Annotated in this window: 21 protein-coding genes and 1 pseudogene; 11 read left to right on the forward strand and 11 right to left on the reverse strand. The window is 59.3% G+C overall.

The window, feature by feature from the left end:
- The 5 genes from KGA83_RS00750 to KGA83_RS00770 form a co-directional block, all read right to left on the reverse strand.
- On the reverse strand, positions 1-880 hold an 880-nt coding region (locus KGA83_RS00750), incomplete at its 3' end, for a vWA domain-containing protein (RefSeq protein WP_223527663.1).
- The gene (locus KGA83_RS00755; RefSeq protein ID WP_108215856.1) at positions 873-1,367 is read right to left on the reverse strand and encodes a DUF4381 domain-containing protein; all 495 of its coding nucleotides are present in this window, start codon (positions 1,365-1,367) and stop codon (positions 873-875) included. The genes KGA83_RS00755 and KGA83_RS00750, both read right to left, overlap by 8 nt.
- On the reverse strand, positions 1,364-2,308 hold the full coding sequence (locus KGA83_RS00760; RefSeq protein WP_108215855.1) for a DUF58 domain-containing protein: 945 nt from the start codon (positions 2,306-2,308) through the stop codon (positions 1,364-1,366). Before KGA83_RS00760 ends, KGA83_RS00755 begins: the two co-directional genes overlap by 4 nt.
- 5 nt (positions 2,309-2,313) lie before the next feature.
- Positions 2,314-3,273 (reverse strand): AAA family ATPase, encoded by a 960-nt coding sequence (locus KGA83_RS00765; RefSeq protein WP_108215854.1) that lies wholly within the window; start codon positions 3,271-3,273, stop codon positions 2,314-2,316.
- 269 nt (positions 3,274-3,542) lie between these two features.
- Positions 3,543-3,896 carry a hypothetical protein gene (locus tag KGA83_RS00770; protein ID WP_108215853.1) on the reverse strand — a complete coding sequence of 118 codons (354 nt, stop codon included), beginning with the start codon at positions 3,894-3,896 and terminating at the stop codon, positions 3,543-3,545.
- 504 nt (positions 3,897-4,400) lie between these two features.
- Here KGA83_RS00770 and KGA83_RS00775 point away from each other — a divergent pair.
- Entirely contained in the window at positions 4,401-9,296 is a 4,896-nt protein-coding gene (locus tag KGA83_RS00775) for an NAD-glutamate dehydrogenase (protein WP_223527665.1), read from the forward strand.
- 185 nt (positions 9,297-9,481) lie between these two features.
- On the opposite strand, the gene KGA83_RS00780 is transcribed toward KGA83_RS00775, so the two are convergent.
- The 4 genes from KGA83_RS00780 to KGA83_RS00795 all read right to left on the reverse strand — a co-directional run bounded on the left by KGA83_RS00780 (position 9,482) and on the right by KGA83_RS00795 (position 12,876).
- Positions 9,482-10,192: an ATPase gene (locus tag KGA83_RS00780; protein WP_223527666.1), complete on the reverse strand. Its 711-nt coding sequence runs from the start codon at positions 10,190-10,192 to the stop codon at positions 9,482-9,484.
- Positions 10,193-10,421: 229 nt separating this feature from the next.
- Positions 10,422-10,832, reverse strand: coding sequence for a cupin domain-containing protein (locus KGA83_RS00785; RefSeq protein WP_108215850.1), 411 nt, complete (start codon positions 10,830-10,832; stop codon positions 10,422-10,424).
- A 193-nt stretch (positions 10,833-11,025) separates the two neighbouring features.
- Positions 11,026-11,319 (reverse strand): putative quinol monooxygenase, encoded by a 294-nt coding sequence (locus KGA83_RS00790; protein WP_108215849.1) that lies wholly within the window; start codon positions 11,317-11,319, stop codon positions 11,026-11,028.
- A 123-nt stretch (positions 11,320-11,442) separates the two neighbouring features.
- Entirely contained in the window at positions 11,443-12,876 is a 1,434-nt protein-coding gene (locus KGA83_RS00795; protein ID WP_223527668.1) for a PLP-dependent aminotransferase family protein, read from the reverse strand.
- Positions 12,877-13,081: 205 nt separating this feature from the next.
- Between KGA83_RS00795 and KGA83_RS00800 the strand changes: the two genes are divergently transcribed.
- The 4 genes from KGA83_RS00800 to KGA83_RS00815 all read left to right on the forward strand — a co-directional run bounded on the left by KGA83_RS00800 (position 13,082) and on the right by KGA83_RS00815 (position 15,896).
- Positions 13,082-13,522, forward strand: coding sequence for a carboxymuconolactone decarboxylase family protein (locus KGA83_RS00800; protein WP_108215847.1), 441 nt, complete (start codon positions 13,082-13,084; stop codon positions 13,520-13,522).
- A gap of 73 nt (positions 13,523-13,595) precedes the next feature.
- On the forward strand, positions 13,596-14,576 hold the full coding sequence (locus KGA83_RS00805; RefSeq protein WP_223527670.1) for a LysR family transcriptional regulator: 981 nt from the start codon (positions 13,596-13,598) through the stop codon (positions 14,574-14,576).
- Positions 14,577-14,764: 188 nt separating this feature from the next.
- Entirely contained in the window at positions 14,765-15,286 is a 522-nt protein-coding gene (locus KGA83_RS00810; protein ID WP_108215845.1) for a GNAT family N-acetyltransferase, read from the forward strand.
- A 115-nt stretch (positions 15,287-15,401) separates the two neighbouring features.
- Entirely contained in the window at positions 15,402-15,896 is a 495-nt protein-coding gene (locus KGA83_RS00815) for a hypothetical protein (RefSeq protein WP_108215844.1), read from the forward strand.
- 34 nt (positions 15,897-15,930) lie between these two features.
- Here the strand turns inward: KGA83_RS00815 and KGA83_RS00820 are convergent, their stop codons facing one another.
- Both KGA83_RS00820 and ccoN read right to left on the reverse strand, forming a co-directional pair.
- On the reverse strand, positions 15,931-16,152 hold the full coding sequence (locus KGA83_RS00820) for a CcoQ/FixQ family Cbb3-type cytochrome c oxidase assembly chaperone (RefSeq protein WP_108215843.1): 222 nt from the start codon (positions 16,150-16,152) through the stop codon (positions 15,931-15,933).
- Entirely contained in the window at positions 16,152-17,579 is a 1,428-nt protein-coding gene (gene ccoN / locus KGA83_RS00825; protein ID WP_223527672.1) for a cytochrome-c oxidase, cbb3-type subunit I, read from the reverse strand. The genes KGA83_RS00820 and ccoN overlap by 1 nt, the downstream gene beginning before the upstream one ends.
- 241 nt (positions 17,580-17,820) lie before the next feature.
- Here ccoN and KGA83_RS00830 point away from each other — a divergent pair, with 241 nt between their 5' ends.
- From KGA83_RS00830 to idi, 6 genes and pseudogenes are all read left to right on the forward strand, one after another.
- Positions 17,821-19,494 carry a nitrite/sulfite reductase gene (locus KGA83_RS00830; RefSeq protein ID WP_223527674.1) on the forward strand — a complete coding sequence of 558 codons (1,674 nt, stop codon included), beginning with the start codon at positions 17,821-17,823 and terminating at the stop codon, positions 19,492-19,494.
- On the forward strand, positions 19,491-19,973 hold the full coding sequence (locus KGA83_RS00835; RefSeq protein WP_223527676.1) for a DUF934 domain-containing protein: 483 nt from the start codon (positions 19,491-19,493) through the stop codon (positions 19,971-19,973). The genes KGA83_RS00830 and KGA83_RS00835 overlap by 4 nt, the downstream gene beginning before the upstream one ends.
- Positions 19,974-20,188: 215 nt before the next feature.
- A complete protein-coding gene (locus KGA83_RS00840) occupies positions 20,189-20,899 on the forward strand; it encodes a dUTP diphosphatase (RefSeq protein WP_223527678.1) in 711 nt (236 codons plus the stop codon).
- A pseudogene (locus tag KGA83_RS00845) lies at positions 20,886-22,279 on the forward strand (cytochrome P450). The gene KGA83_RS00840 and the pseudogene KGA83_RS00845 overlap by 14 nt, the downstream one beginning before the upstream one ends.
- 37 nt (positions 22,280-22,316) lie before the next feature.
- On the forward strand, positions 22,317-23,126 hold the full coding sequence (locus KGA83_RS00850) for a class I SAM-dependent methyltransferase (RefSeq protein ID WP_223527680.1): 810 nt from the start codon (positions 22,317-22,319) through the stop codon (positions 23,124-23,126).
- The gene (gene idi, locus KGA83_RS00855; RefSeq protein ID WP_223527682.1) at positions 23,126-23,644 is read left to right on the forward strand and encodes an isopentenyl-diphosphate Delta-isomerase; all 519 of its coding nucleotides are present in this window, start codon (positions 23,126-23,128) and stop codon (positions 23,642-23,644) included. The genes KGA83_RS00850 and idi overlap by 1 nt, the downstream gene beginning before the upstream one ends.
- The last annotated feature ends 1 nt before the right edge of the window (position 23,645 follow it).

Genomic DNA, 23,645 nt, shown 5'->3' on the forward strand with positions numbered 1-23,645 from the left:
GTTGTTGGGCCACGGGCTCCAGTTGGTCAAGGGTGTCCTTGATCGATTGCAGTTCCTTGCCATCGTGGGCGCGGAAATACCGGCCACCGGTGGCTACGGCGATGGCTTTCAGGGACGGCTCGTCGAGGTCCAGGCTCGGATTGACACCGAGGAACCCCACGGAGCCACTTTGTTCCGGATCGGCACCGATGCCGATCGGGTAGATTTTCACACCTTCTTGGGCCGCCAGTCGGGCGGCGGTGAGCGGATCGATTTCACCGCCATTGTTGGCACCGTCGGTGACCAGTATCAGCACGCGGCTTGTTGCCGGGCGCAAACGCAGGCGTTTGAGGGCCAGACCGATAGCATCGCCGATGGCGGTGTTTTTGCCGGCAATGCCGATGCGCGCTTCGTCGAGCCAGACGCGTACGGTGTGGCGGTCGAAGGTCAGCGGTGCCTGCAGGTAGGCCCGGCTGCCAAACAGGATCAGGCCGACGCGGTCACCTTCGCGACTTTCGAGGAAGTCGCCGAGCAGGTGCTGGACCAACGACAGTCGACTCATATCTTCGTCCTGCCACTGCATGTCAGGGAAATCCATGGAGCCGGAAACGTCCACCGCGACCAGCAGATCGCGACCGCTGGCGGCGATCGGCAAGGGTTCGCCGAGCCACTGCGGGCGCGCCGCCGCGACCAGCAGTAACAGCCACAGCAGAATGAACGGCGTCTGTTGGCGCCATGCCGGCAGGTTGGCCCGGGCGCGACGTCCGGCGAGGCCTTCGAGATCGCTCAGGAAGCTGACCTTGAGTGCCGGTTCGCCACTGTCGGCCACCGGCAATACGATGCGCATCAGCCACGGCAGCGGCAGCAGGGCAAAAATCCACGGCCAGGCAAATTCAAACATGCTTGCGAATCCATGTGTCGACGGCTTGGGTCAGGCCGGCGATCGCCTTGTCGTCGAGCTTGCATTCGGGTTTGTAGGCGCCTTCCACAAGCACCATCCAGCGAGTCAGCCCGGCCGCCGGGCAGCGGTTGTCGAGGAACGCCAGCCATTTGCGGCCGTTGAGGGTATGGCTCTGGCTGTAGGGGTAATGGTTGCGGCACAGGCGTTTGAGCAAGCCGTTGAGTTGCTGCAGCCAGGCACCGGCTGGCGCACCGTCGTAGGGTTTGGGCATCAAGGCCAGCTCCGCCAGGGCGGCAAGGCGCACCGGGTCAAGCGGCTGTTCAGCACGTACCACCGGGCGCTTGTCCGGAATGAAGCGACGCAGCTTCCACAGGCCAAAACCGATCAGTGGCACCAATAAAAGCAGCAACCACCAACCCGGTGCCGGAGGCCAGAATTCCACCGGTGGCGGGGATATCAGGGGTTGCAGTTGATCAAGGCTGCTCATCGACCTTTCCCTGGTTTCTGTGGGTTCAGGTACTCGCGCAGTTGCTCGACCATTTCGCTCTGGGTACTCAGTGGCATCAGCAAGACGCGCAGTTTCTGCGCGAGCAGCTCCCAGCGCGCGATGCGTGCTTCGGCCTGGGCCCGGTAAGTCTGGCGCAGGTCGAAATTCAGCGTATCGAGTTCCAGTTGCGCTCCGCGCTCGGCGAAACGTAAAAGTCCCGCGGCGGGCAGGGCATGATCCAGCGGGTCGGACACCGGCAGCAGCAACAGGTCGCAATGACGCGATAACAGGCTCAGCTGTTGCTCGGCGCTTTCCGATAGCGCGCGTTCATCGCAAATCACAATCACCAGGCTGCCCGGGCGGGACACTTCCCGGGCGCGGCGCAGGGCGATACCAAAGGCATCACGGTCCGGCTCGCTTTCGCTGTTCAGCGACTGATTGACCCGCACCAGCCGGTTGAGCAGCTGCAGCAGGCTTTGCTTGCTGCGCCGAGGCTTGATTTCGTAGTGCTGATTGTCGCCATACACCAGCCCGCCGACCCGGTCGTTATGCCCCAGGGCTGCCCAACCGATCAGGCTCGCGGCCTGTGCGGCGAGCACTGACTTGAACATCAGGCCCGAGCCAAAAAACAGGCGATGGCTTTGTTCGACCATGATGAAAATCGGCCGCTCACGTTCTTCGTGGAACAGCTTGGTGTGAGGCTCCTGGGTGCGTGCGGTCACGCGCCAGTCAATGGTGCGCACATCGTCGCCGGCCTGATAGACCCGCACCTGATCGAAGTCCACACCACGGCCGCGCAATTTGGAATGGTGCAGGCCGATCAGCGGGCTGCGTTGGCTCGGCGTGGAAAACAGCTGCACTTCGCGCACGCGATGGCGCATCTCGATCAGGTCGGCGAGGCTGACACGGATGCCCGGCTCGGGCGGCAGGCTGGCTTTCATCGGGGTCAAGCGACGGCTACGACGTCGAGAATCCGCTGGACCACCCGGTCCTGGTCGATGCCAGCGGCTTCGGCTTCAAAGGAAAGAATGATGCGATGGCGCAGCACGTCGAACAGCACGGCCTGTATGTCTTCCGGGCTGACGAAGTCGCGCCCGGCCAGCCAGGCGTGGGCGCGGGCGCAGCGGTCCAGGGCAATCGAACCGCGCGGGCTGGCGCCGTAGGCGATCCACTCGGCCATTTCCGGATCGAACTTGGCCGGGGTGCGGGTGGCCATGACCAGTTGCACCAGGTATTCCTCCACGGCGTCGGCCATGTACAAGCCGAGGATTTCCTTGCGTGCGGCGAAGATCGTCTGTTGGGTAACCCGACGCTCAGGCTTCGCTTCGCCGTTCAGGGCTTCGCCACGGGCCTGTTGCAGGATCTTGCGTTCAACCGTCGCGTCCGGGAAACCGATTTTCACGTGCATCAGGAAGCGGTCGAGCTGGGCTTCGGGCAGCGGGTAGGTGCCTTCCTGCTCGATAGGGTTCTGCGTGGCCATCACCAAAAACAAGGGCGACAGTTCATAGGTGCTGCGTCCGACACTGACTTGCCGCTCGCCCATGGCTTCGAGCAAGGCCGACTGAACCTTGGCCGGGGCGCGGTTGATTTCGTCCGCCAACACCAGGTTGTGGAAAATCGGGCCTTGCTGGAACACGAAACTGCCGGTTTCCGGGCGGTAGATTTCCGTACCGGTAATGTCGGCCGGCAACAGGTCAGGGGTGAACTGGATACGGTGGAACTGGGCTTCGATGCCTTCGGCGAGTTCTTTGATGGCCTTGGTCTTGGCCAGGCCAGGGGCGCCCTCGACCAGCATGTGGCCGTCGGCGAGCAGGGCGATGAGCAAGCGCTCGATGAGTTTTTCCTGGCCGAGAATCTGCGTTGAAAGAAAGGTTCGCAGCGCGAGTAGCGCTTCACGATGTTCCATCGATGACTGTTCCTGCAAAAGGGTGGCCGAGGACGTTCGAAGTACGCCAGGGCCGGGGGCGTTACTTTAATCCATCGCAGGGGGCGCCGACTAACGGCATTTTGCGCAAAGTGCGGGAAATGATTGGGGCAATTGCTGGATTTTTGTAGCAGGGGAGTGATTGGGTGGCTGTACCGGCCTCATCGCGAGCAGGCTCACTCCTACATTGACGGTGTACGACGATCAACTGTAGGAGTGAGCCTGCTCGCGATGAGGGCAGATCAAACACCTCAAATCTGGCTGATAAAGGTACCAGTACCCTTAAGAATGTTCTGCAAGGTCACTTCCACTTCAGCCAGATCCACCATGTCCGGATTGAAGGTGATCTCCAGCACATCATCCCCATTCAGCACATCAGCATCCGCCGCCGCAATTTCAATCTTCAGCAGAGTAGGGCTGAGCGTGACTTTCACGCCATCGAGCGTCGAAGGCTCGCCGTCGAGGGTGATTTCCAGCTCGTCTTCATCGGGGTAGCGGCTCATCAGGAACATTTCGCCCTGGTCGCTGTGGCAGCAGAGCATGGCCATGTTGTCTTCTTCGTCGTCGCAAGGGTTGACGATCAAGAGGGCGGTTTTCATTTTCATGGGAAATTCCTGGCCCGGCGGGCGTGGTAAACGCAACAAAGGGCGATTTTGCCAGCCCGCGAAGATTTCTGCTCGTCCGAGTGTCAAAGACCCGGTCGTGGACGGAGAGAGTGTTACTGGTCATTTCTGGTACGCATGTCCCGTAAAACCGGACGAAAAACCGTCATTTTTCTGTGCGAATGCTAGTGTTGTTCGATGCGCGTGCCTTGAGCTGCGTACCGATGACCGAATATGTCGCAGCACCGCAAGCATGGGCCTTGCCGCACTCGTTAAGCTGCGCAACGGATGAGCACCCGTAAAAACATTGCGCTGCACCCGGCCCAGTCGTTTTTGCAGATGCCCATTCACGGAAGGTGAATGTGACCTGAGTGTCTCGTCCAGCTTCACCCACCTGTCACCCTGTTTCCTCTGCCCGAGAATCAGGAGCCGGGTGACGGGTAGCCCCGAACAGGGGCTTTGCACGCGACGCTTCCATCAATAACAAGCCCAAGCGGAGTACCACAGATGGCGTTCTTCACCGCAGCCAGCAAAGCCGACTTCCAGCACCAACTGCAAGCGGCACTGGCGCAGCACATCAGTGAACAGGCACTGCCACAAGTGGCGCTGTTCGCTGAACAATTCTTCGGCATCATTTCCCTTGACGAGCTGACCCAGCGTCGGTTGTCCGACCTTGCTGGCTGCACCCTTTCTGCATGGCGCCTGCTTGAGCGCTTCGATCACGCGCAACCGCAAGTGCGCGTCTTCAACCCCGATTACGAACGCCACGGCTGGCAGTCGACCCACACCGCGGTCGAAGTGCTGCACCACGACCTGCCATTCCTGGTGGACTCGGTGCGTACCGAGCTGAACCGCCGCGGCTACAGCATCCATACCCTGCAAACCACCGTGCTCAGCGTGCGTCGTGGCAGCAAGGGCGAGCTGTTGGAAATCCTGCCCAAAGGCACCCAGGGCGACGACATTCAGCAAGAATCGCTGATGTTCCTGGAAATCGACCGCTGCGCCAACACCGCCGAGCTCAATGTCCTGAGCAAAGAGCTGGAGCAGGTGCTCGGTGAAGTCCGCGTGGCCGTTGGCGATTTCGAGCCGATGAAGGCCAAGGTCCAGGACATCCTGACCATGCTGGACAACAGCCAGTTCACCGTCGATGGCGATGAGAAGAGCGAAATCAAGAGCTTCCTGGAATGGCTGGTGGGTAACCACTTCACCTTCCTCGGCTACGAAGAGTTCGTGGTCAGCGATGAAGCCGATGGCGGCCACATCGTCTATGACAAGGACTCCTTCCTCGGCCTGACCAAACTGCTGCGCGCCGGCCTGACCTACGATGACCTGCGCATCGAAGACTACGCCGTGAACTACCTGCGCGAACCGACCCTGCTGTCGTTCGCCAAGGCTTCGCACCCAAGCCGTGTCCACCGTCCGGCTTACCCGGATTTCGTGTCGATCCGTGAAGTTGATGCCAACGGCAAGGTCATCAAGGAATGCCGTTTCATGGGCCTGTACACCTCGTCGGTGTATGGCGAGAGCGTGCGGGTGATCCCGTACATCCGCCGCAAGGTCGAGGAAGTCGAACGCCGTTCGGGTTTCCAGGCCAAGGCTCACCTGGGCAAGGAACTGGCGCAGGTGCTCGAAGTGCTGCCGCGCGACGATCTGTTCCAGACCCCGGTGGACGAGCTGTTCAGCACCGTGATGTCGATCGTGCAGATCCAGGAACGCAACAAGATTCGCGTGTTCCTGCGCAAAGACCCGTACGGCCGTTTCTGCTACTGCCTGGCCTACGTGCCGCGTGATATCTATTCCACCGAAGTGCGTCAGAAGATCCAGCAAGTGCTGATGGATCGCCTGAAAGCGACCGATTGCGAGTTCTGGACGTTCTTCTCCGAGTCCGTGCTGGCCCGCGTGCAGCTGATCCTGCGCGTCGACCCGAAAAACCGTCTCGACATCGACCCGCTGCTGCTGGAAAAAGAAGTGGTGCAGGCCTGCCGCAGCTGGCAGGACGACTACGCCGCCCTGACCATCGAAAGCTTCGGCGAAGCCCACGGCACCAACGTGCTGGCTGACTTCCCGAAAGGCTTCCCGGCCGGCTACCGCGAGCGTTTCGCCGCTCACTCGGCAGTGGTCGACATGCAGCACCTGCTGAGCCTCAACGAAAAAAATCCGCTGGTGATGAGCTTCTACCAGCCGCTGGGCCAGGTGTCCGGCCAGCGCATGCTGCACTGCAAGCTGTACCACGCCGATACCCCGCTGGCGTTGTCCGATGTACTGCCAATCCTGGAAAACCTCGGCCTGCGTGTGCTGGGTGAGTTCCCGTACCGCCTGCGTCACAACAGTGGCCGCGAGTTCTGGATTCACGATTTCGCGTTCACTGCCGCTGAAGGCCTGGAACTCGACATCCAGCAACTCAACGACACGCTGCAGGACGCATTCGTCCACATCGTGCGTGGCGATGCCGAGAACGATGCGTTCAACCGTCTGGTCCTGACCGCCGGCCTGCCATGGCGCGACGTGGCGCTGCTGCGTGCCTACGCCCGCTACATGAAGCAGATTCGTCTGGGTTTCGACCTGGGCTACATCGCCAGCACCCTGAACAATCACACCGACATCGCTCGCGAGCTGACCCGGTTGTTCAAGACCCGTTTCTACCTGGCGCGCAAGCTGACCGGCGACGATCTGGACGACAAGCAACAACGCCTGGAACACGCGATTCACAGCGCCCTGGACGACGTCCAGGTACTCAACGAAGACCGCATCCTGCGTCGCTACCTGGACCTGATCAAGGCCACCCTGCGCACCAACTTCTACCAGACCGATGCCAACGGCCATAACAAGTCGTACTTCAGCTTCAAGTTCAACCCGCACTTGATTCCTGAACTGCCCAAGCCGGTACCGAAGTTCGAAATCTTCGTCTACTCGCCGCGTGTCGAAGGCGTGCACCTGCGCTTCGGCAACGTGGCTCGTGGCGGCCTGCGCTGGTCCGACCGTGAAGAAGACTACCGCACCGAAGTCCTGGGCCTGGTAAAAGCCCAGCAAGTGAAGAACTCGGTGATCGTGCCGGTGGGCGCGAAGGGCGGCTTCCTGCCGCGTCGCCTGCCACTGGGCGGCAGCCGTGACGAGATCGCGGCCGAGGGCATCGCCTGCTACCGCATCTTCATTTCGGGCCTGCTGGACATCACCGACAACCTGAAAGACGGCGCCCTGGTGCCACCGGCCAACGTCGTGCGTCATGACCACGATGACCCGTATCTGGTAGTCGCGGCGGACAAGGGCACTGCAACCTTCTCCGACATTGCCAACGGCATCGCCATCGACTACGGCTTCTGGCTGGGTGACGCGTTTGCGTCCGGTGGTTCGGCCGGTTACGACCACAAGAAAATGGGCATCACCGCCAAGGGCGCGTGGGTCGGCGTACAGCGCCACTTCCGCGAGCGCGGTATCAATGTCCAGGAAGACAGCATCACTGTCGTGGGCGTCGGCGACATGGCCGGTGACGTGTTCGGCAACGGCTTGCTGATGTCCGACAAGCTGCAACTGGTCGCAGCGTTCAACCACCTGCACATCTTCATCGACCCGAACCCTGAGCCGGCATCGAGCTTCGCCGAGCGTCAGCGCCTGTTCGACCTGCCGCGTTCGGCCTGGTCGGACTACGACACCAGCATCATGTCCGAAGGCGGCGGCATCTTCTCGCGTAGCGCGAAGAGCATCGCGATTTCCCCGCAGATGCAAGAGCGCTTCGACATCCAGGCCGACAAGCTGACCCCGACCGAACTGCTGAACGCCTTGCTCAAGGCTCCGGTGGATCTGCTGTGGAACGGCGGTATCGGTACTTACGTCAAAGCCAGCAGCGAAAGCCACGCCGATGTCGGCGACAAGGCTAACGATGCACTGCGCGTGAACGGCAACGAACTGCGCTGCAAAGTCGTGGGCGAGGGCGGTAACCTGGGCATGACCCAACTGGGTCGCGTCGAGTTCGGCCTCAATGGCGGCGGTTCCAACACCGACTTCATCGACAACGCCGGTGGCGTGGACTGCTCCGACCACGAAGTGAACATCAAGATCCTGCTGAACGAAGTGGTTCAGGCCGGCGACATGACCGACAAGCAACGTAACCAGTTGCTGGCGAGCATGACCGACGAAGTCGGTGGTCTGGTGCTGGGCAACAACTACAAGCAGACTCAGGCCCTGTCCCTGGCAGCCCGTCGCGCCTTGCCGCGGATTGCCGAATACAAGCGCTTGATGAACGATCTGGAAGGTCGCGGCAAGCTGGATCGCGCCATCGAGTTCCTGCCGGCCGAAGATGCAATCAACGAGCGCATCGCCGCAGGCCACGGCCTGACCCGCGCCGAGCTGTCGGTGCTGATCTCGTACAGCAAGATCGACCTCAAGGAGCAGTTGCTGGGCTCCCTGGTGCCGGACGACGACTACCTGACCCGCGACATGGAAACCGCTTTCCCGCCAACCCTGGTGAGCAAGTTCTCCGCGGCGATGCGTCGTCACCGTCTGAAGCGCGAAATCGTCAGCACCCAGATCGCCAACGATCTGGTCAACCACATGGGCATTACCTTCGTTCAGCGACTCAAAGAGTCGACCGGCATGAGCCCGGCGAACGTGGCCGGCGCCTACGTGATCGTGCGCGACATTTTCCACCTCCCGCATTGGTTCCGTCAGATCGAGAACCTGGACTACCAGGTCTGCGCCGACGTGCAACTGGAGCTGATGGACGAGCTGATGCGTCTGGGCCGCCGCGCCACGCGCTGGTTCCTGCGTGCCCGTCGCAACGAGCAGAACGCTGCCCGTGACGTCGCCCACTTCGGTCCGCACCTGAAGGAGTTGGGCCTCAAGCTCGACGAGTTGCTCAGTGGCGAGATCCACGAAACCTGGCAGGCCCGTTACCAGGCGTACGTCGCAGCCGGTGTACCGGAGCTGCTGGCGCGCATGGTGGCTGGCACCTCGCACCTGTACACCTTGCTGCCGATCATCGAGGCCTCCGACGTGACCGGCCAGGACCCTGCGGACGTGGCCAAGGCCTACTTCGCCGTGGGCAGTGCGCTGGACATCACCTGGTACATGCAACAGATCAGCGCTCTGCCGGTTGAAAACAACTGGCAGGCCCTGGCCCGTGAAGCGTTCCGCGATGACGTCGACTGGCAGCAACGTGCGATCACCATCTCGGTCCTGCAACAGGGCGATGGTACCCAGGACGTGGAAACACGGCTCTCCCTGTGGATGGATCAGCACGAGAGCATGATCGAACGCTGGCGCGCCATGCTGGTGGAAATCCGTGCCGCCAGCGGCACCGACTACGCCATGTACGCGGTGGCCAACCGCGAACTGCTAGACCTGGCGTTGAGCGGTCAGGCGGTCGCGCCTACTGCTGCCAGCCTGGAGCTGGAACCGGCGGCCTGATAGGCGCTGGATGAAAAAACCCGCATCGAGAGATGCGGGTTTTTTTTGACCTGGGTTTTGTGGTGGCTGACCGGGCCCCATCGCGAGCAGGCTCGCTCCCACAGTCATTCTTCAGTGAACACAGATTTTGTGTACAACAGAAGCCCACTGTGGGAGCGAGCCTGCTCGCGATGGGGCCATTGAAGTCAATACAACTTCTGGCTGGATTTATTATCAACCATCGACACATTACTTGTCGGGTTGGTCAATAAATTACTGAGCGACTGGTCAAACTTCTGCAGGGCCCTTGCTTGCACATTTTGTTGTTCGTTAATGTCGGCAACTATCTCCTCGCTGCGTTTAAAATCGGCCCAAACCGGACTAAGTGCCTTGGCGTCATGACCTTGCGCAGTACCGATGTAGTTGAAGTTCTTGTCATAAAAGTCCGCACGGACATCCGCCTGGATATCCGAACTGCGCGAGGTCATCAGTTGACTGCGGGTGTCGACCACTGCCATCACATCCGGTTTCGCTGCCCTGAGGCTCTGAATGTCCGGGTATACGATAACCGAGCCAAATTGCCGCTGCAGGGAGGCCTTGACCCAATCCACCGCCTGGTCTGGCCTGGAGGTGGCTACGTAGGCGTCATGAATCGGCTGCACCAGCAGGCTCTGGCCGAAACCGGTGCCGGCGTTGGCTTGATAATCCCGAAGGTAGGCACGATTGGTCTGAGTGGATTGGCTGTAGATAACGCCCAACGAAACATGGCTGCCGTTGGTAATGCTGGTGGCAGCGCTACGGCCCACCGGTTCGGTGAAGATACCGTTCAGCGAAGAGACCGCCGTGGGCGCGGTGGGGATCGAGCAGCCGGTTAATACAACAGCCATGGTCAACGTACTGGCAAGCGCAAGTTTCATGGTGTTTCTCCAGTGAAACAATTTTAGTCGAAAGTTAAAGTTGCCGGTGCTGTTCCGGCGGTGACTCAAGACTAAACCCTGGTTGATTTATTTAAATGGCAAATATCCGCACTTGTCAGGTGGCCAATAGTTTTGTTTGGTTTAAAAGTCTTCGGTTAATTGCGTGAGGAAATTAAAAGTCCCGAATTCGCGATTCGGGCCTTTTTATTTATAGCTGCACGTTCAGGCATCAGTGTTCCAATGGGATCAGCACTTTTTCATCCGGGGCCAACACCATGAACACCAGCAATTTGGCCGGTTTGGTTGCGCTGGCGTTTTTCGATACCAGGTGTTCCGATCCCGCCGGCTCATACCAGAACTCACCGGCCTTGTAGGTTTTCGCCGGCTCGCCCCTGACTTGAGAAACGATTGCTCCCGAGGTGACGTAGGCCATGGTGGAGCCATCGTGTTTGTGGGCGATGGACGACTGACCGGGTTGGTAATCGACTTCGATCATCAGCGCTTTTTTACCGGGGACGTTCTTCAGCAATTCGTCCTGCAGGACAGTCACCTTTTCCGAAGGATCATGGGCAAAAGCCGATGCACAAAACATCAGGGCCAGGGCGGCAAGGGGGGCAGCACAGAAGCGCAACACGTTCATGGTTCTTTACCTGCGGTGGGTTAGTTGTCGAAAACAACAGTAGTGCGCAAGTAATAGAGGTTAAACAGCCAATATTGGGGAAGGCGAGGGGACCAATTAACCGGCGTTAAAAGCAAAGATCGCAGCCTGCGGCAGCTCCTGCGGAGAATTCCGTGCAGGAGCTGCCGCAGGCTGCGATCTTTTGATCTTGTTTTTAAACGATCGGAAAGCTGTTGAAGTCCACGGCGTTGGCCAGTTGGCTATCGATCAGGCTGATGAAGCCCTGGACCTGCGGGCAGTTGAAATGCGATCGCATGGCCGCTTCCGATTGCCAGTGGGCGCTGACGGTCCAGCGATTGGTGTCCTCGGGGCAGCGGTCGACCATATAGGATTCGCAGCCCGGTAGTTCACGCAGGGTTTCGACAATCTTTTGCAGTTGCTTACCCAGTTCATCCGAGCGGCCGGCGGCGGCCTGTACCTGTACGGTATTGATCACTTCATGGGACATTGCTCACACTCCTGAATCAGGCCGGACGAATCCTGCTCATTGAGGGATAACGCCTATGCAGGATAGGCCTGCCCCCGTGGACCGCCAATAGCCAATCGCCGGATAAAGCCGCAGGCCAATCCGTCAGGCCACCTGCTGCAGAATGTCGCGCAAACGGTCCAGGGCGATGTCGATGTCAAGGGTTTCGATGGCGCCAAAACCGAGGAAAAGCCCGGCCTTGGGCGCTTGCTGATAGAAGAAGCTGTCGATGGCATAGAGCCCGACTTCGACTTTTTTCGCCAGTTCGATCACTAATGGAATATCCATCGGCACTTTGCACATCACCACCATGTGGAAACCGGCGGTGGTCGGCACCGCCTCGAGCCAGGGCGAGAGATCGCCGGCCATACGCGTCAGGATTCGCTCGCGGCGCCCGGCATAGATCGTATGGCAGCGCCGGATGTGCTTGAGCAGGCAGCCTTCGGCGATGAACTTGGCCAGCGCCCATTGCGGCAGGGTCGAAGTGTGCAGGTCGGTGAGCTGTTTGGCACGAACCACGGCCTCGAGGATTGCTGGCGGCAGGATCGCATAGCCCAGACGCAGTTCCGGCAACAGGGTTTTCGAAAACGTTCCGACGTAAGCGACGATCCCCCGTTCATCCATGCTTTGCAGGGAATCGGCAGGACGGCCCTCGTAGCGGAATTCGCTGTCGTAGTCGTCCTCGATGATGATCGCGCCCAGCTCATGAGCCTTGGCCAGCAGGGCTACCCGACGCGCCTGGCTCATCGGCATGCCCAGCGGGAACTGGTGCGAAGGGGTGACGTAGATCAGGCGCGTACCGCGAGGAATCTGGTCCACCACAATGCCTTCGGCGTCCACCGGCATGCCAATCACCGTGGCGCCATGGCTGCCGAACAGCAGCCGCGCCGGTGGGTAGCCTGGGTCTTCCATGGCGACCAGGCTACCCGGACTGATCAGCACCCTGGCGATCAGGTCCAGCGCCTGCTGCGCGCCATTGCACACCACCACATCTTCATCCTGGCAATTGACCCCGCGGGAGAACGCGATGTGCCGGGCAATGGCGTTGCGCAGGGCTGGCAAGCCCTCTGGCAGGCTGTAGAGGCCTTTGGAACCGGCAATCTGGCGCAGTGCGTGAGAGGTGCAGCGTCGCCAGTCATCCTGGGGAAACTGGCCCTTGCCGGTGGCGCCGCCGATGAAGTCGTAGCGCAGCGAGCCCTCAAGCGTCGGGTGACGCAGAAACACCGGCAGGTTGCGCCAGGACTCGATCACCTCGAAACCGGCAAGCTCGCAATGGCTCTGTTTACGCTGCACCTTCGGAGTGCGCGCGTTGACGTAAGTGCCTTTGCCGACCACGCCGGTGAGGAAGTTTTCGTAGGTCAGCTGGGAGTAGGTATCGGAAATGGTCTTGCGCGAAATACCCAATTGCTCGGCCAGCAAACGGCTGGGCGGCAGTTGCGTCCCGGCGGTCAGGCGACCGGACTCGATGGCGCTGCGCAGTTGGTTGTACAGCTGGCCGGCCAGGTCCTTGCGGCCGTTGATGACAACATGTAGTTCCATACCGGCGAGGCTCCGGGGCTGTTGAGGCGCGTGTGCGTCGCGCAAGATTACCCCTATCCGCTTGTGGTACAGAAGTTGTGCAGTGGAAAAACCGTCAATTGGTCTGGTGGCGGTGGTCCCCGGGGAAATCGCCTGATTGGATCTGTCATGCCTGAGCGCCAGCGGCTACGGTGAAGGTCACATCACTGCTGCACGAGATCGCTCCATGACCCTTCGCCTGGATTACTACAGCGCGTCCCCCAAAGCGATGAAAGCCATGATCGCGATGGAGGCGCTGACCAGCAGCCTGAGCATCGAGCAGGGCCTGCTGCACCTGATCAAGATTCGTGCTTCGCAGCTCAATGGCTGTGCCTTTTGCACCGACATGCATTCGGTGGATGCACGGCGCCTGGGCGAAAGCGATCGGCGCCTCTATTGCATAGTGGTCTGGCGCGACAGTAATTTTTTCAATCCGCGGGAAAGAGCCGCGCTGGCCTGGACCGAGGCGGTCACTTTGCTCTCCGAAAGCCATGTGCCGGACGATGTCTACGCCCAGACCCGGGAGCAGTTCAGTGAAAGCGAAATGGTCGACTTGACCATCGCCGTCACCACCATCAACAGCTGGAACCGCCTGGCCGTGAGCTTTCGCCAGACGCCCAGCACCTGAGTCTTTGTCATGGCAGGTTCATGAACGATCCGCAGGATGCAACTGTCAGTGTCAGATCGACAGGGAGTCCTCGATGTCAGTCATGGAAACCAGCACCCGCCTGGGGGCTACCGAGTATCGTGTAGCCATTGAAAAAAACACCTCCTGGCGCCAGTTGGCAGCAGGTATCGACCCCGAACTGGCGCTGTGTTTCACCGCCAGCGCCCGTTGCGGTTGCTTCATGCAGGCCGCCCGCAGTCTCAACCTCAAGGCCACCCGCCTGCGCAGGCAACTGGTGCAGCTGGAGACGCAGCTCCAGTGTTCACTGTTCAATCATTCAGACAATGGTTTGAGCCTCAGCCGCGATGGCTTGCGTTTGCACGCACAATTGATCGCCCTGGCCCATGAGCGCAATTTGCCGGTGATCGAGCAGCCGTTGATTCGTCTGGCCGTGGCGGATTCGATCCTGCATGACCTTCTCGGACGCGGCCTGGTTGCACTGCTGCGGCGCAACGCCAGCCTGCGGCTGGATATCATCACGCTCGACAGCGAATTGTCATTGCAGGCGGTCAGCGCCGACGTGGTGGTGTGGCTGGGCGAGACCGAGTCACCGTTACCGGGGCCAAGCTTTGCCACCACTGAACCCCGGCGTCTGGTGCAACTGAATTACCTGCCGCACATTGCCAAGCGCTACTCGCGGGTCGCTTCCAGGCCGGAATGCGTGGATGACCTGGCCGGTTTTCTCCTGGTGCAATGGCAGCAGGACGGCCAGGTTGAAAGCCTGCGGCCATGGAATGCGCTGGTGGATCAGCGCCTGGCCGGAGCGGTGCAGCTGCAATCCTGGGAGCTGATGCTGGAGATGATCCGTTGCAGTGCCTGCATCGGCCTGCTGCCGCACTACATGAGCCACTTCGACCGCGCGCTGATCGCCTTGCCGGGCCTGTTTGACCAGCCGATGCGACGTCAGGTGTGGATGGCGGTCAATGCCCATTCCGGGGGCGACGCGCAGGTAAGGATGATCGTCGAATTGATCGAAAACACCTTCAACGAGCGCCGGGCGTGGTTCGAAAGCTGAACGCAACCCGACTGTGGGAGCGAGCCTGCTCGCGAATGCGGTTGACCAGTCACCTTCAATGTTGAATGTGATGACGCCTTCGCGAGCAGGTCGGATCGCCGCACCGTCGCTCCCACATTGGTACTCGCCACACAGGAAGGTCGCGTTATAGAGTGAACGGCCATGTCTGCTTCAAGGATGATTCACCCATGCCAGCCACCGAGCCCGTTATCACCCTCGAACGCTTCAACGAGTCCCATATCGAAGGCATCACGGCGCTGTACAACGACCCGCAGATCGCCCGACAAACCCTGCAAATGCCGTTTCAGTCCACCGAGCTCTGGCGCAGTCGCCTGGCGCTGGATAACGAACGCCTGGTGAAAGTGGTGGCCCTGCATCAAGGAACGGTCATCGGCAACATTGGCCTGGAGCAGTTCTCACGCATTCGTCGCAGCCATGCCGGCAGTTTCGGTATGGGTGTTGCGGTGGCGTGGCAGGGCAAGGGCGTTGGTTCGAAGCTGCTCGCGACGGCACTGGATATCGCTGACAACTGGATGAATCTGCAGCGCATCGAGCTTTCGGTGTACGCCGACAACGAAGCGGCCATTGCCCTGTACCGCAAGTTCGGTTTCGAAACCGAGGGCCTGTTCCGTGATTACGCCGTGCGCGACGGCGTGCTGGTGGATACCTTGAGCATGGCGCGCCTGCGTCGCCCGCCCAAGGCCGGTTGAGTCAGCCGCCCAGGGCGAACCCCTGGCATACCTCCTGGCTGTTAGTCGCACATCGGCCTCTCGCATCTGCCATGCTCAATGTCCGTAACACCGCTGCAACCAAAGGAACACTGCAATGGACGATGTACAGCAACTGGGCGAAATGCTTCGCCACTACGCCGAAAGCGAAGCGCACAAAAAGCAAGTGTTCGAGTCGCAATCGGCCGAGTGGGCGAAGCGCATTGGTGCGCTGTTCGATCAGATCCAGCAGTGGCTGGAACCGGTCAAGGCACCTGACCTGCTCGAAGTGAACCGCGAAGTGTATGTCGCGTCGGGGCCGAGTGTTCCGGTGGAGACCTCTCCATTCAAGACCGAAAAGCTGAGCATCCTGATCGCTGGCAAACCGGTGGAATTCGTGCCGGAGGTGATGGGTGTCGGCGGGCAGATTTGCGTGGCGGTGATGGGCTTTACAGCAGCACGTTATGGCAGCGTGTCACTGGTGTGCCTGCCGCCTTCCATTAGCTGGCAGTGGCGCAAGACCAATGGCTTGAAAGACCCGGACACTTTTGAGTTCGATGCAAACTTCCTGGCGCAACAACTGCAAAGCCTGATTCCCCGGGAGCGCAGCTGAGACAAATAACCCTGTAGGAGTGGTCGGTGGTGCCTCAGATTTCGAGGTTGCCCCACCCCGGTTTCGGCACTTCAGGCGCCACCGCATTCACTGTCTTGCCCGTCGCCAACTCAACCCGCCGCGCCACTTCCGGGTCATCCGCAAACGGGATCAGGCTCGCATCGTCCAGGCTCTCGGCGGTCTGGTGGCGCAGACAATACTCGATGGCGAACCACAAAAATGCCACAGCCGGAATGTTCAATATGACTTCAATCATCAGGCAAACCGCAGCTCGCGTTCGGCCATCGCCACGTCCGTAACCCGCACTGTGCGCCACACGTTGTAGGCCATCAGCAGCATGCCGCTGAGGAAGAACACCCCGCCGGCAAAGCGCACGACGAATCCCGGATGGCTGGCCTGCAAGGCTTCGACGAAGGAGTAGGTCAACGTGCCGTCATCGTTGATCGCGCGCCACATCAGGCCCTGGGTGATGCCGTTGACCCACATCGAGGCGATGTACAGCACGGTGCCGATAGTGGCGAGCCAAAAGTGCAGGTTGATCAGCGGCGTGCTGTGCATCTGATCGCGTCCGAATACCTTCGGCACCATGTGATAGGTCGCACCGAAGGTAATCATCGCCACCCAGCCCAAGGCGCCTGCGTGTACGTGGCCGATGGTCCAGTCGGTATAGTGGGAGAGGGCGTTGACGGTCTTGATCGCCATCATCGGCCCTTCGAAGGTCGACATGCCGTAGAACGCCAGGGACAGCACCAGGAAACGCAGGATCGGGTCGCTGCGCAACTTATGCCAGGCACCGGACAGGGTCATCATGCCGTTGATCATCCCGCCCCAACTCGGCGCCAGCAGGATCAGCGACATCGCCATGCCCAGGGACTGAGCCCAGTCCGGCAGTGCGGTGTAGTGCAAGTGGTGCGGACCTGCCCAGATGTACAGGGTGATCAGCGCCCAGAAGTGCACAATCGACAGGCGATAGGAATACACCGGCCGGTCCACTTGTTTTGGCACGAAGTAATACATCATCCCCAGAAAACCGGTGGTCAGGAAAAAGCCCACGGCGTTGTGCCCGTACCACCATTGCACCATGGCGTCGGTGGCCCCGGAGTACACCGGATAGGACTTGAACCAGTCGACTGGAATCGACAGGTGATTGACCACGTGCAGCATGGCGATGACCACGATGAATGCACCGAAGAACCAGTTGCCGACGTAAATGTGTCTGGTCTTGCGTTGCACTATGGTAGTGAAGAACACCACGGCGTATGCAACCCAGACCACGGTCATCCACACCGCGCCGGTAAATTCGATTTCGGCGTATTCCTTGGTGGTGGTGTAGCCCAGCGGCAGGGTGATCAGCATCACCACAATCACCGACTGCCAGCCCCAGAACGTGAAGGCGGCGAGTGTGTCCGAGAACAGCCGCACCTGGCAGGTACGCTGCACCGCGTAATAGCTGGCGGCGAATTGTGCGCTGCCGGCGAAACCGAAAATCACCAGGCTGGTGTGCAGCGGGCGCAAGCGCCCGAAGGTGGTCCACGGCAGGTCCAGGTTCATCTGCGGCCACACCAGTTGCGAGGCGATCCACACGCCCATCGCCATCCCCACGACGCCCCAGATCACGGTCGCCACGATGAATTGGCGGACGACCTTGTAGTTATAAGCCTGTCCGATAGTTGTTGTGCTCATGATCGAAGCTTCCGCGGTTGCAATGACATGCACTGTAAAAACCGTGGCGAAAACAAAACAGGTTCAGGAATATTTCATTTGTGCGGATCAGATAAGTTGCGCTACTGCGGCGATCTCACGCGCTCTGATACGGTTTTTAACGATTCAGGTGAATCTGTAACACGCTGCACCGCTGGCGCATAGTCGCTCTTATGAACGAGCCACAGAGCCCGATGCCCCGCAATCCTGATGAGGTATTTACATGTATCAGTACGACGACTACGACCGGGCGCTGGTGTTCGAACGGGTTGCGCAGTTCCGTGATCAGGTCGAGCGCTTCATGGCCGGTGAGCTGAACGAAGAAGAGTTCCTGCCGTTGCGCCTGCAGAACGGCCTGTACATGCAAAAGCACGCTTACATGCTGCGGGTGGCAATTCCCTACGGCACGCTGAGTGCCCGGCAGTTGCGTACGTTGGCTAGCATCGCCCGGGATTACGATCGCGGCTACGGCCATTTCACCACTCGACAGAACATGCAGTTCAACTGGATTGAACTGACCCAGGTGCCGGACATCCTCGAACGCCTGGCCGAGGTGGAAATGCATGCGATCCAGACCTCCGGCAACTGCGTGCGCAACATCACCACCGAAGCCTTTGCCGGGGTTGCGGCCGACGAAATGATTGACCCGCGACCGTTGGCGGAAATTCTGCGGCAGTGGTCGACCATCAATCCGGAATTCCTGTTCCTGCCGCGCAAGTTCAAGATCGCCATCTGCTCGGCCGAGCAGGACCGCGCGGCGATCATGATGCATGACATCGGCCTTTATCTTTACCCGGGTTGCGAAGGACACATGCTCCTGCGAGTCATGGTGGGCGGCGGTCTGGGGCGTACGCCGATCCTCGGCGTGCAGATCCGCGAAGGCTTGCCGTGGCAGCACCTGCTGTCTTACGTAGAGGCGGTGCTGCGGGTGTATAACCGCCATGGCCGGCGGGACAACAAGTACAAGGCACGAATCAAGATTCTGGTCAAAGCCCTGGGCATCGAGGCCTTCGCCCGGGAAGTGGAGGAAGAGTGGCAGTACCTCAAGAACGGCCCGGCGCAACTGACCCTGGACGAGTTCGAGCGTGTGGCCAGTGCGTTCGTCGCACCGCCATATCGTAATCTGTCCGACACCAACCTCGATTTCGGCACGCACCTGGCCGAAAACCCGGCGTTCGCTCGTTGGGTGCAGCGTAATGTGCAGCCGCACAAAGTATCGGGCTATGCCAGCGTAGTGTTGTCGACCAAGCCCGGCAGCGCTGCGCCACCGGGCGATGTCACTACCGAGCAGATGGAGGCGGTGGCCGAGTGGTCCGAACGCTTCGGCTTCGGCGAAATCCGCATTGCCCATGAGCAGAATATCGTCCTTCCGGACGTGTCCAAGGCCGATCTGTTCACCCTGTGGCGCCTGGCCTGCGGACACAATCTAGGCAGCGCCAACGCCGGATTGCTCACCGACATCATCGCCTGCCCCGGTGGCGATTTCTGCGCGCTGGCCAACGCCAAGTCGATCCCCATCGCCAAGGCTATTACCGCACGCTTCGAAGACCTCGACTACCTGCACGACCTGGGCGACATCAGCCTCAATATCTCCGGCTGCATGAATGCCTGCGGTCACCATCACATCGGCAATATCGGCATTCTGGGGGTCGATAAGAACGGCACCGAGTGGTACCAGATCACCCTCGGCGGCGCCCAGGGTAAGCACAGCGCATTGGGCAAGGTCATTGGCCCGTCCTTCCGCGCCGCCGAAGTGCCCGGGGTGATCGAGCGCATCATCGACACCTTCGTGCGTTATCGCGAGAGCGAAGAACTGTTCGTCGATGCCTTCCAACGGATCGGGCTAGAGCCGTTCAAGGAGGCGGTCTATGCGAAAGTGCTGGAGGTGTCGGCATGAACAATCTGTTGCGGCTGGAAGAGGGCATGGCGCGGATTGTCGCGGATGATCCGTGGACGCTCGTGCGCGACCCGCAAGCACCGCTGCCCGTGGGTGCCGCGATTCTGTCGCTGAGCCGTTGGCTGGAAAACCCGTCGCAAAGCGGCGTGTGGCTGGGGCCGGACGATGAAGTGGAAAGCCTTCAGCCATGGTTTGCCCAACTGCCCTTGATCGCCCTGGATTTTCCGAGCTTTCGCGATGGCCGCGGATACAGCCAGGCGTATCTGCTGCGCACGCGATTGGGCTGGGCCGGCGAGTTGCGCGCCATCGGCGATGTCTTGCGCGATCAACTCAGCCACATGCGCCAATGCGGCTTCGACAGCTTTGCCGTGCGTGAAGACAAATCCGCAGAAGATGCATTGAAAGGATTGGCAGGAATGAGCGTGTTGTACGGGCGTTCAGTGATTGAGCCGCGGCCGTTGTTTCGTCGGCGGGGCTAGATCACTAGCAAAAGGGCGCATCCCGAACGGCGGAATGCGCCGGGGGCTGTCAGTTGATGCGAACCAGCGTCCCTGACCCGGTCTTTTCATGGGTAGCTGAATCTGTAGCGTAGTTTCCTACGCACATATCCGAAAGAGCTGATAGTTGCTCTGATTCCGAGATGACACTTTGTTCAGCTCTTGAATGGGTGGTCAGATCGAAGAGGTTTCATCGGATGGAGGGAATTTCGTTTGAACAGGCTCTGTCGCTGGTCTCATGGCAGAACAGTCTCAATTGCCTGGTGGATCCGGACTGGTCCCGTGCCCAGTATCCTTATCTGCGTGGCGTTCTGGCTGAAACCGCCGAGGCCATGGACCATCACGGCTGGAAGTGGTGGACTCCACAGACCCCCGATCTGCAACAGTTTCAATATGAACTCATGGATGTATTGAGCTTCTTCCTCTCCCATCACATCAGTGAAAATCGCGGTGACCTGAGTATTTCTGCTCGCGCCCTGGTCGGGCAATCAGATCCCGAAGTGAAACATTATCTGTTCGACAAGCGCGCGATTGACCTGAAGGCCTGTGATGTCCTGCAGCTATTGGAGTGGTTCGCGGGCCTGGCGATTTTTGGAATAGCTGCCTTGCCTGTGCTGGAGCGCATATTTTGCCTGTCGGGGCTGAGTGACTGGGACGCTGTGGTTTCAACGTACCGCGAAAAATATGAATTGCATGTGTTTCGACAACGCAATGGATACAAATCGGGTGAGTACCGGAAAAACTGGAAAGGAAAAGAAGACAGTCTGCATCTCGCTGAACTCGTCCAGAGCAGTGGTCGCACAGGTGCCAGTCATGATTGGCAACTCGATCAAACATTAAAAAATGCCTATTTACGCCTGACCTCTCGAAATGATGTCGAACCAGGGGGTAGCAATGCCTGCGATTGAACAACTTCCCGGACCCGCCGGGTTGCCGTTGCTCGGTAATGCATTGCAACTCAAGTCATCGCAGGTCTACAGGCAACTATGCGAGTGGGCGGACCGATATGGCTCTATCTATACATTCAGAATCGGTAGGCGCCGTATTTTGGTTATTTCCGATGCGGCACTGATCGGGGAGTTGTTGCGCAATCGTCCGGAAAAGTTTCGTCGATGGAGCAAAATGGAAGAGCTGGGCCTGGAAGTTGGAGCCGATGGCGTGTTTGTGGCCGAGGGGCAGAAGTGGCGACGCCATGCGAGTTGGTTGTGCCGGCATTTGACAAACTGCATGTCAAACATTTCTGGAGTCGGCTGGAGGCAGTCACGGAACGCCTTGAGAACCATTGGCGCGGGCGCGCTATCGCCCGGCGGGCGTTTGATATTCGCCAGGATTCGATGAGCTATACGGTCGACATCGTTGCCGGGTTTGCCTTTGGTCATGACCTGAATACCTTGAATGACAAGGACAGCGTGCTGCAGGGGCACCTATCGCAATTCTTGCACACGGCTGCGCGGCGTCAGGCCGCGATATTTCCCTATTGGCGTTACCTGAAGTCTAAGTTGGACCGCAAGTTCGACGCATCCCTTGCGCAAATAAACCAGACAGTCAATGAAATGATCGCGCAGGCGCGCGTACGTATTGCAGCCGATCCCTCGCTTTGCGAGCGCCCGGGTAACATGGTTGAAGCATTGGTTGCCTATCAGAACAACAATGACACCGGAGCCCTGAGCGATGGCGAGATTGTCGGCAATGTACTGACTTTCCTGTTGGCGGGAGAGGACACCACTGCCAATACGATTGCCTGGACGATTTACTACATGGCCCGTCACCCCGATATCCAGCGTGAGATGCAGCGCGAGGTGGACTGTGTCATTGGTGCCGGCACCCGGTTGAGCGACATAAAGCAAATTGATGAGTTGCGCTACGTCAACGCAGTCATACAGGAAAGCATGCGTCTCAAACCGGTGTTTCCGCTCCTGACGCTTGAGCCTAACCAGGATGTGCTGATCGACAATGTGTCGGTGACCCGAGGCACCCCGTTGTTCCTGTTGCCGGGCCACCTGGGACAGCAGTCTGGCTGCTTTACCGATGCCTGGCAGATGCGCCCCGAACGCTGGCTCGATGACGTCCGCTATGTCGATGACAACCCCAAGGCCTTCATGCCCTTTGGATCCGGGCCGAGGTATTGCCCCGGTCATCGCCTGGCGAAACTGGAGTGCCTCATGGCCATCAGCACATTGGCCAGGAGCTTCCATGTGCTACCGGACCCGGACGCCGTTGAAACGAGTGAAATTTACGCCTTCACCCTTTGCCCCTCGCATGTGCCGGTACTACTGAGCAAGCGCTGACCCTACCCGCAAATAAACCTTGAAAATGGAGCTTTAATTGGACAGTCAATCCCAGTCCTATCTATTGCGCGTGGGCGATGCCGATCGCGAGCGCCTCGAAGTGCTGGCCAGCATCTACGATCCAGGCAGCCAGGACTTTCTGCAACGTCACCTGCCAGCTCAGGCACTTACTCTGATTGATCTTGGTTGTGGTCATGGCCAACTGACATGCTGGATGGCGAAGGCATTCTCCCGGGCCTGGGTCTACAGGCTGGATCTATCAGATGAGCAGCTGTCTATCTGTGAGCAGAACCGGGTGGCGCTTGACGTACCGAATGTCAGCTTCCATCGTCATGATGTGCTGGACCCTGCCCCGGATATTCCACAGGCAGATGCAGTTTATTGCCGCTATCTCCTGTTGCACTTGAGAGAGTGGGACACCTTCTTCCATAACGTTCTGGCACTCTGTAAGCCGGGCGGTTCACTGCTGATCGAAGAGCCGGGATTTCCCTTTTTCTGTTATCCACGCCATGAAGCGCTCGATCGTGCGAACGCCCTCGGACAAGCACTGACCTCGAGGATGGGCTTGCGTTTTGACTGTATTGATCCGTTATGGCGCTATGTTCATGCACTGGACAGTGTCCGGGTAAAGGCTTATTCGTTCAGCCAGCCGATCCTGGCTACCGACCGCCAGAAAAGCCTGCTTTGGCGTTCATTTACGCAAATTCATCAACCCTTGGTCTCGATGGGGTTGTGTACTGGGCAAGAGGCTGATTCCATTCTTGCCCAGCTGGCGCATATTGCCGGCGATCCACTGTACGTTGTCGGTACCTTGCGCATGGTTCAGTTGCATCTGGTGAAGCTGTGATGGCTGAGATCAAAGTGATTCTGGTTGATGAAAAAGACCAACCGGTGGGCGAAATGGAAAAGCTTGCAGCCCACGAAAAGGGGCTGATGCACCGAGCGGTCACGGTCTACGTGTTCAACTCGCGCAGTGAGCTTTTGCTCCAGCAGCGCGCCGCGGACAAATACCACTGTGGTGGGCTTTGGAGTAACGCCTGTTGTGGTCATCCTTACCCAGGGGAGGACACACTTGCAGCGGCACAGAGGCGGCTTGAAGAAGAAATGGGCATCAGGTGTACGCTACACAAGGGCTTTGAGATCAAGTACCGGCTGGAGGTTGACCAAGGCTTGGTAGAGCACGAATACGGTCACGTATTTTATGGGGTCAGCGACCAGTTGCCGGTACTGAACCCAGATGAAGCCCAAGCGTTTTGTTACCTGTCCCGAGGGCAAATAGAGGCGCACATGCTCCGGGACCCGGAGCATTTCACGCCTTGGTTTCGATACACTTTTGCCAGGGCAAGCAAAGCGTTTGAGGTGTGAC

Source organism: Pseudomonas sp. GL-R-19 (genome assembly GCF_019956375.1).
GTDB lineage: Bacteria > Pseudomonadota > Gammaproteobacteria > Pseudomonadales > Pseudomonadaceae > Aquipseudomonas.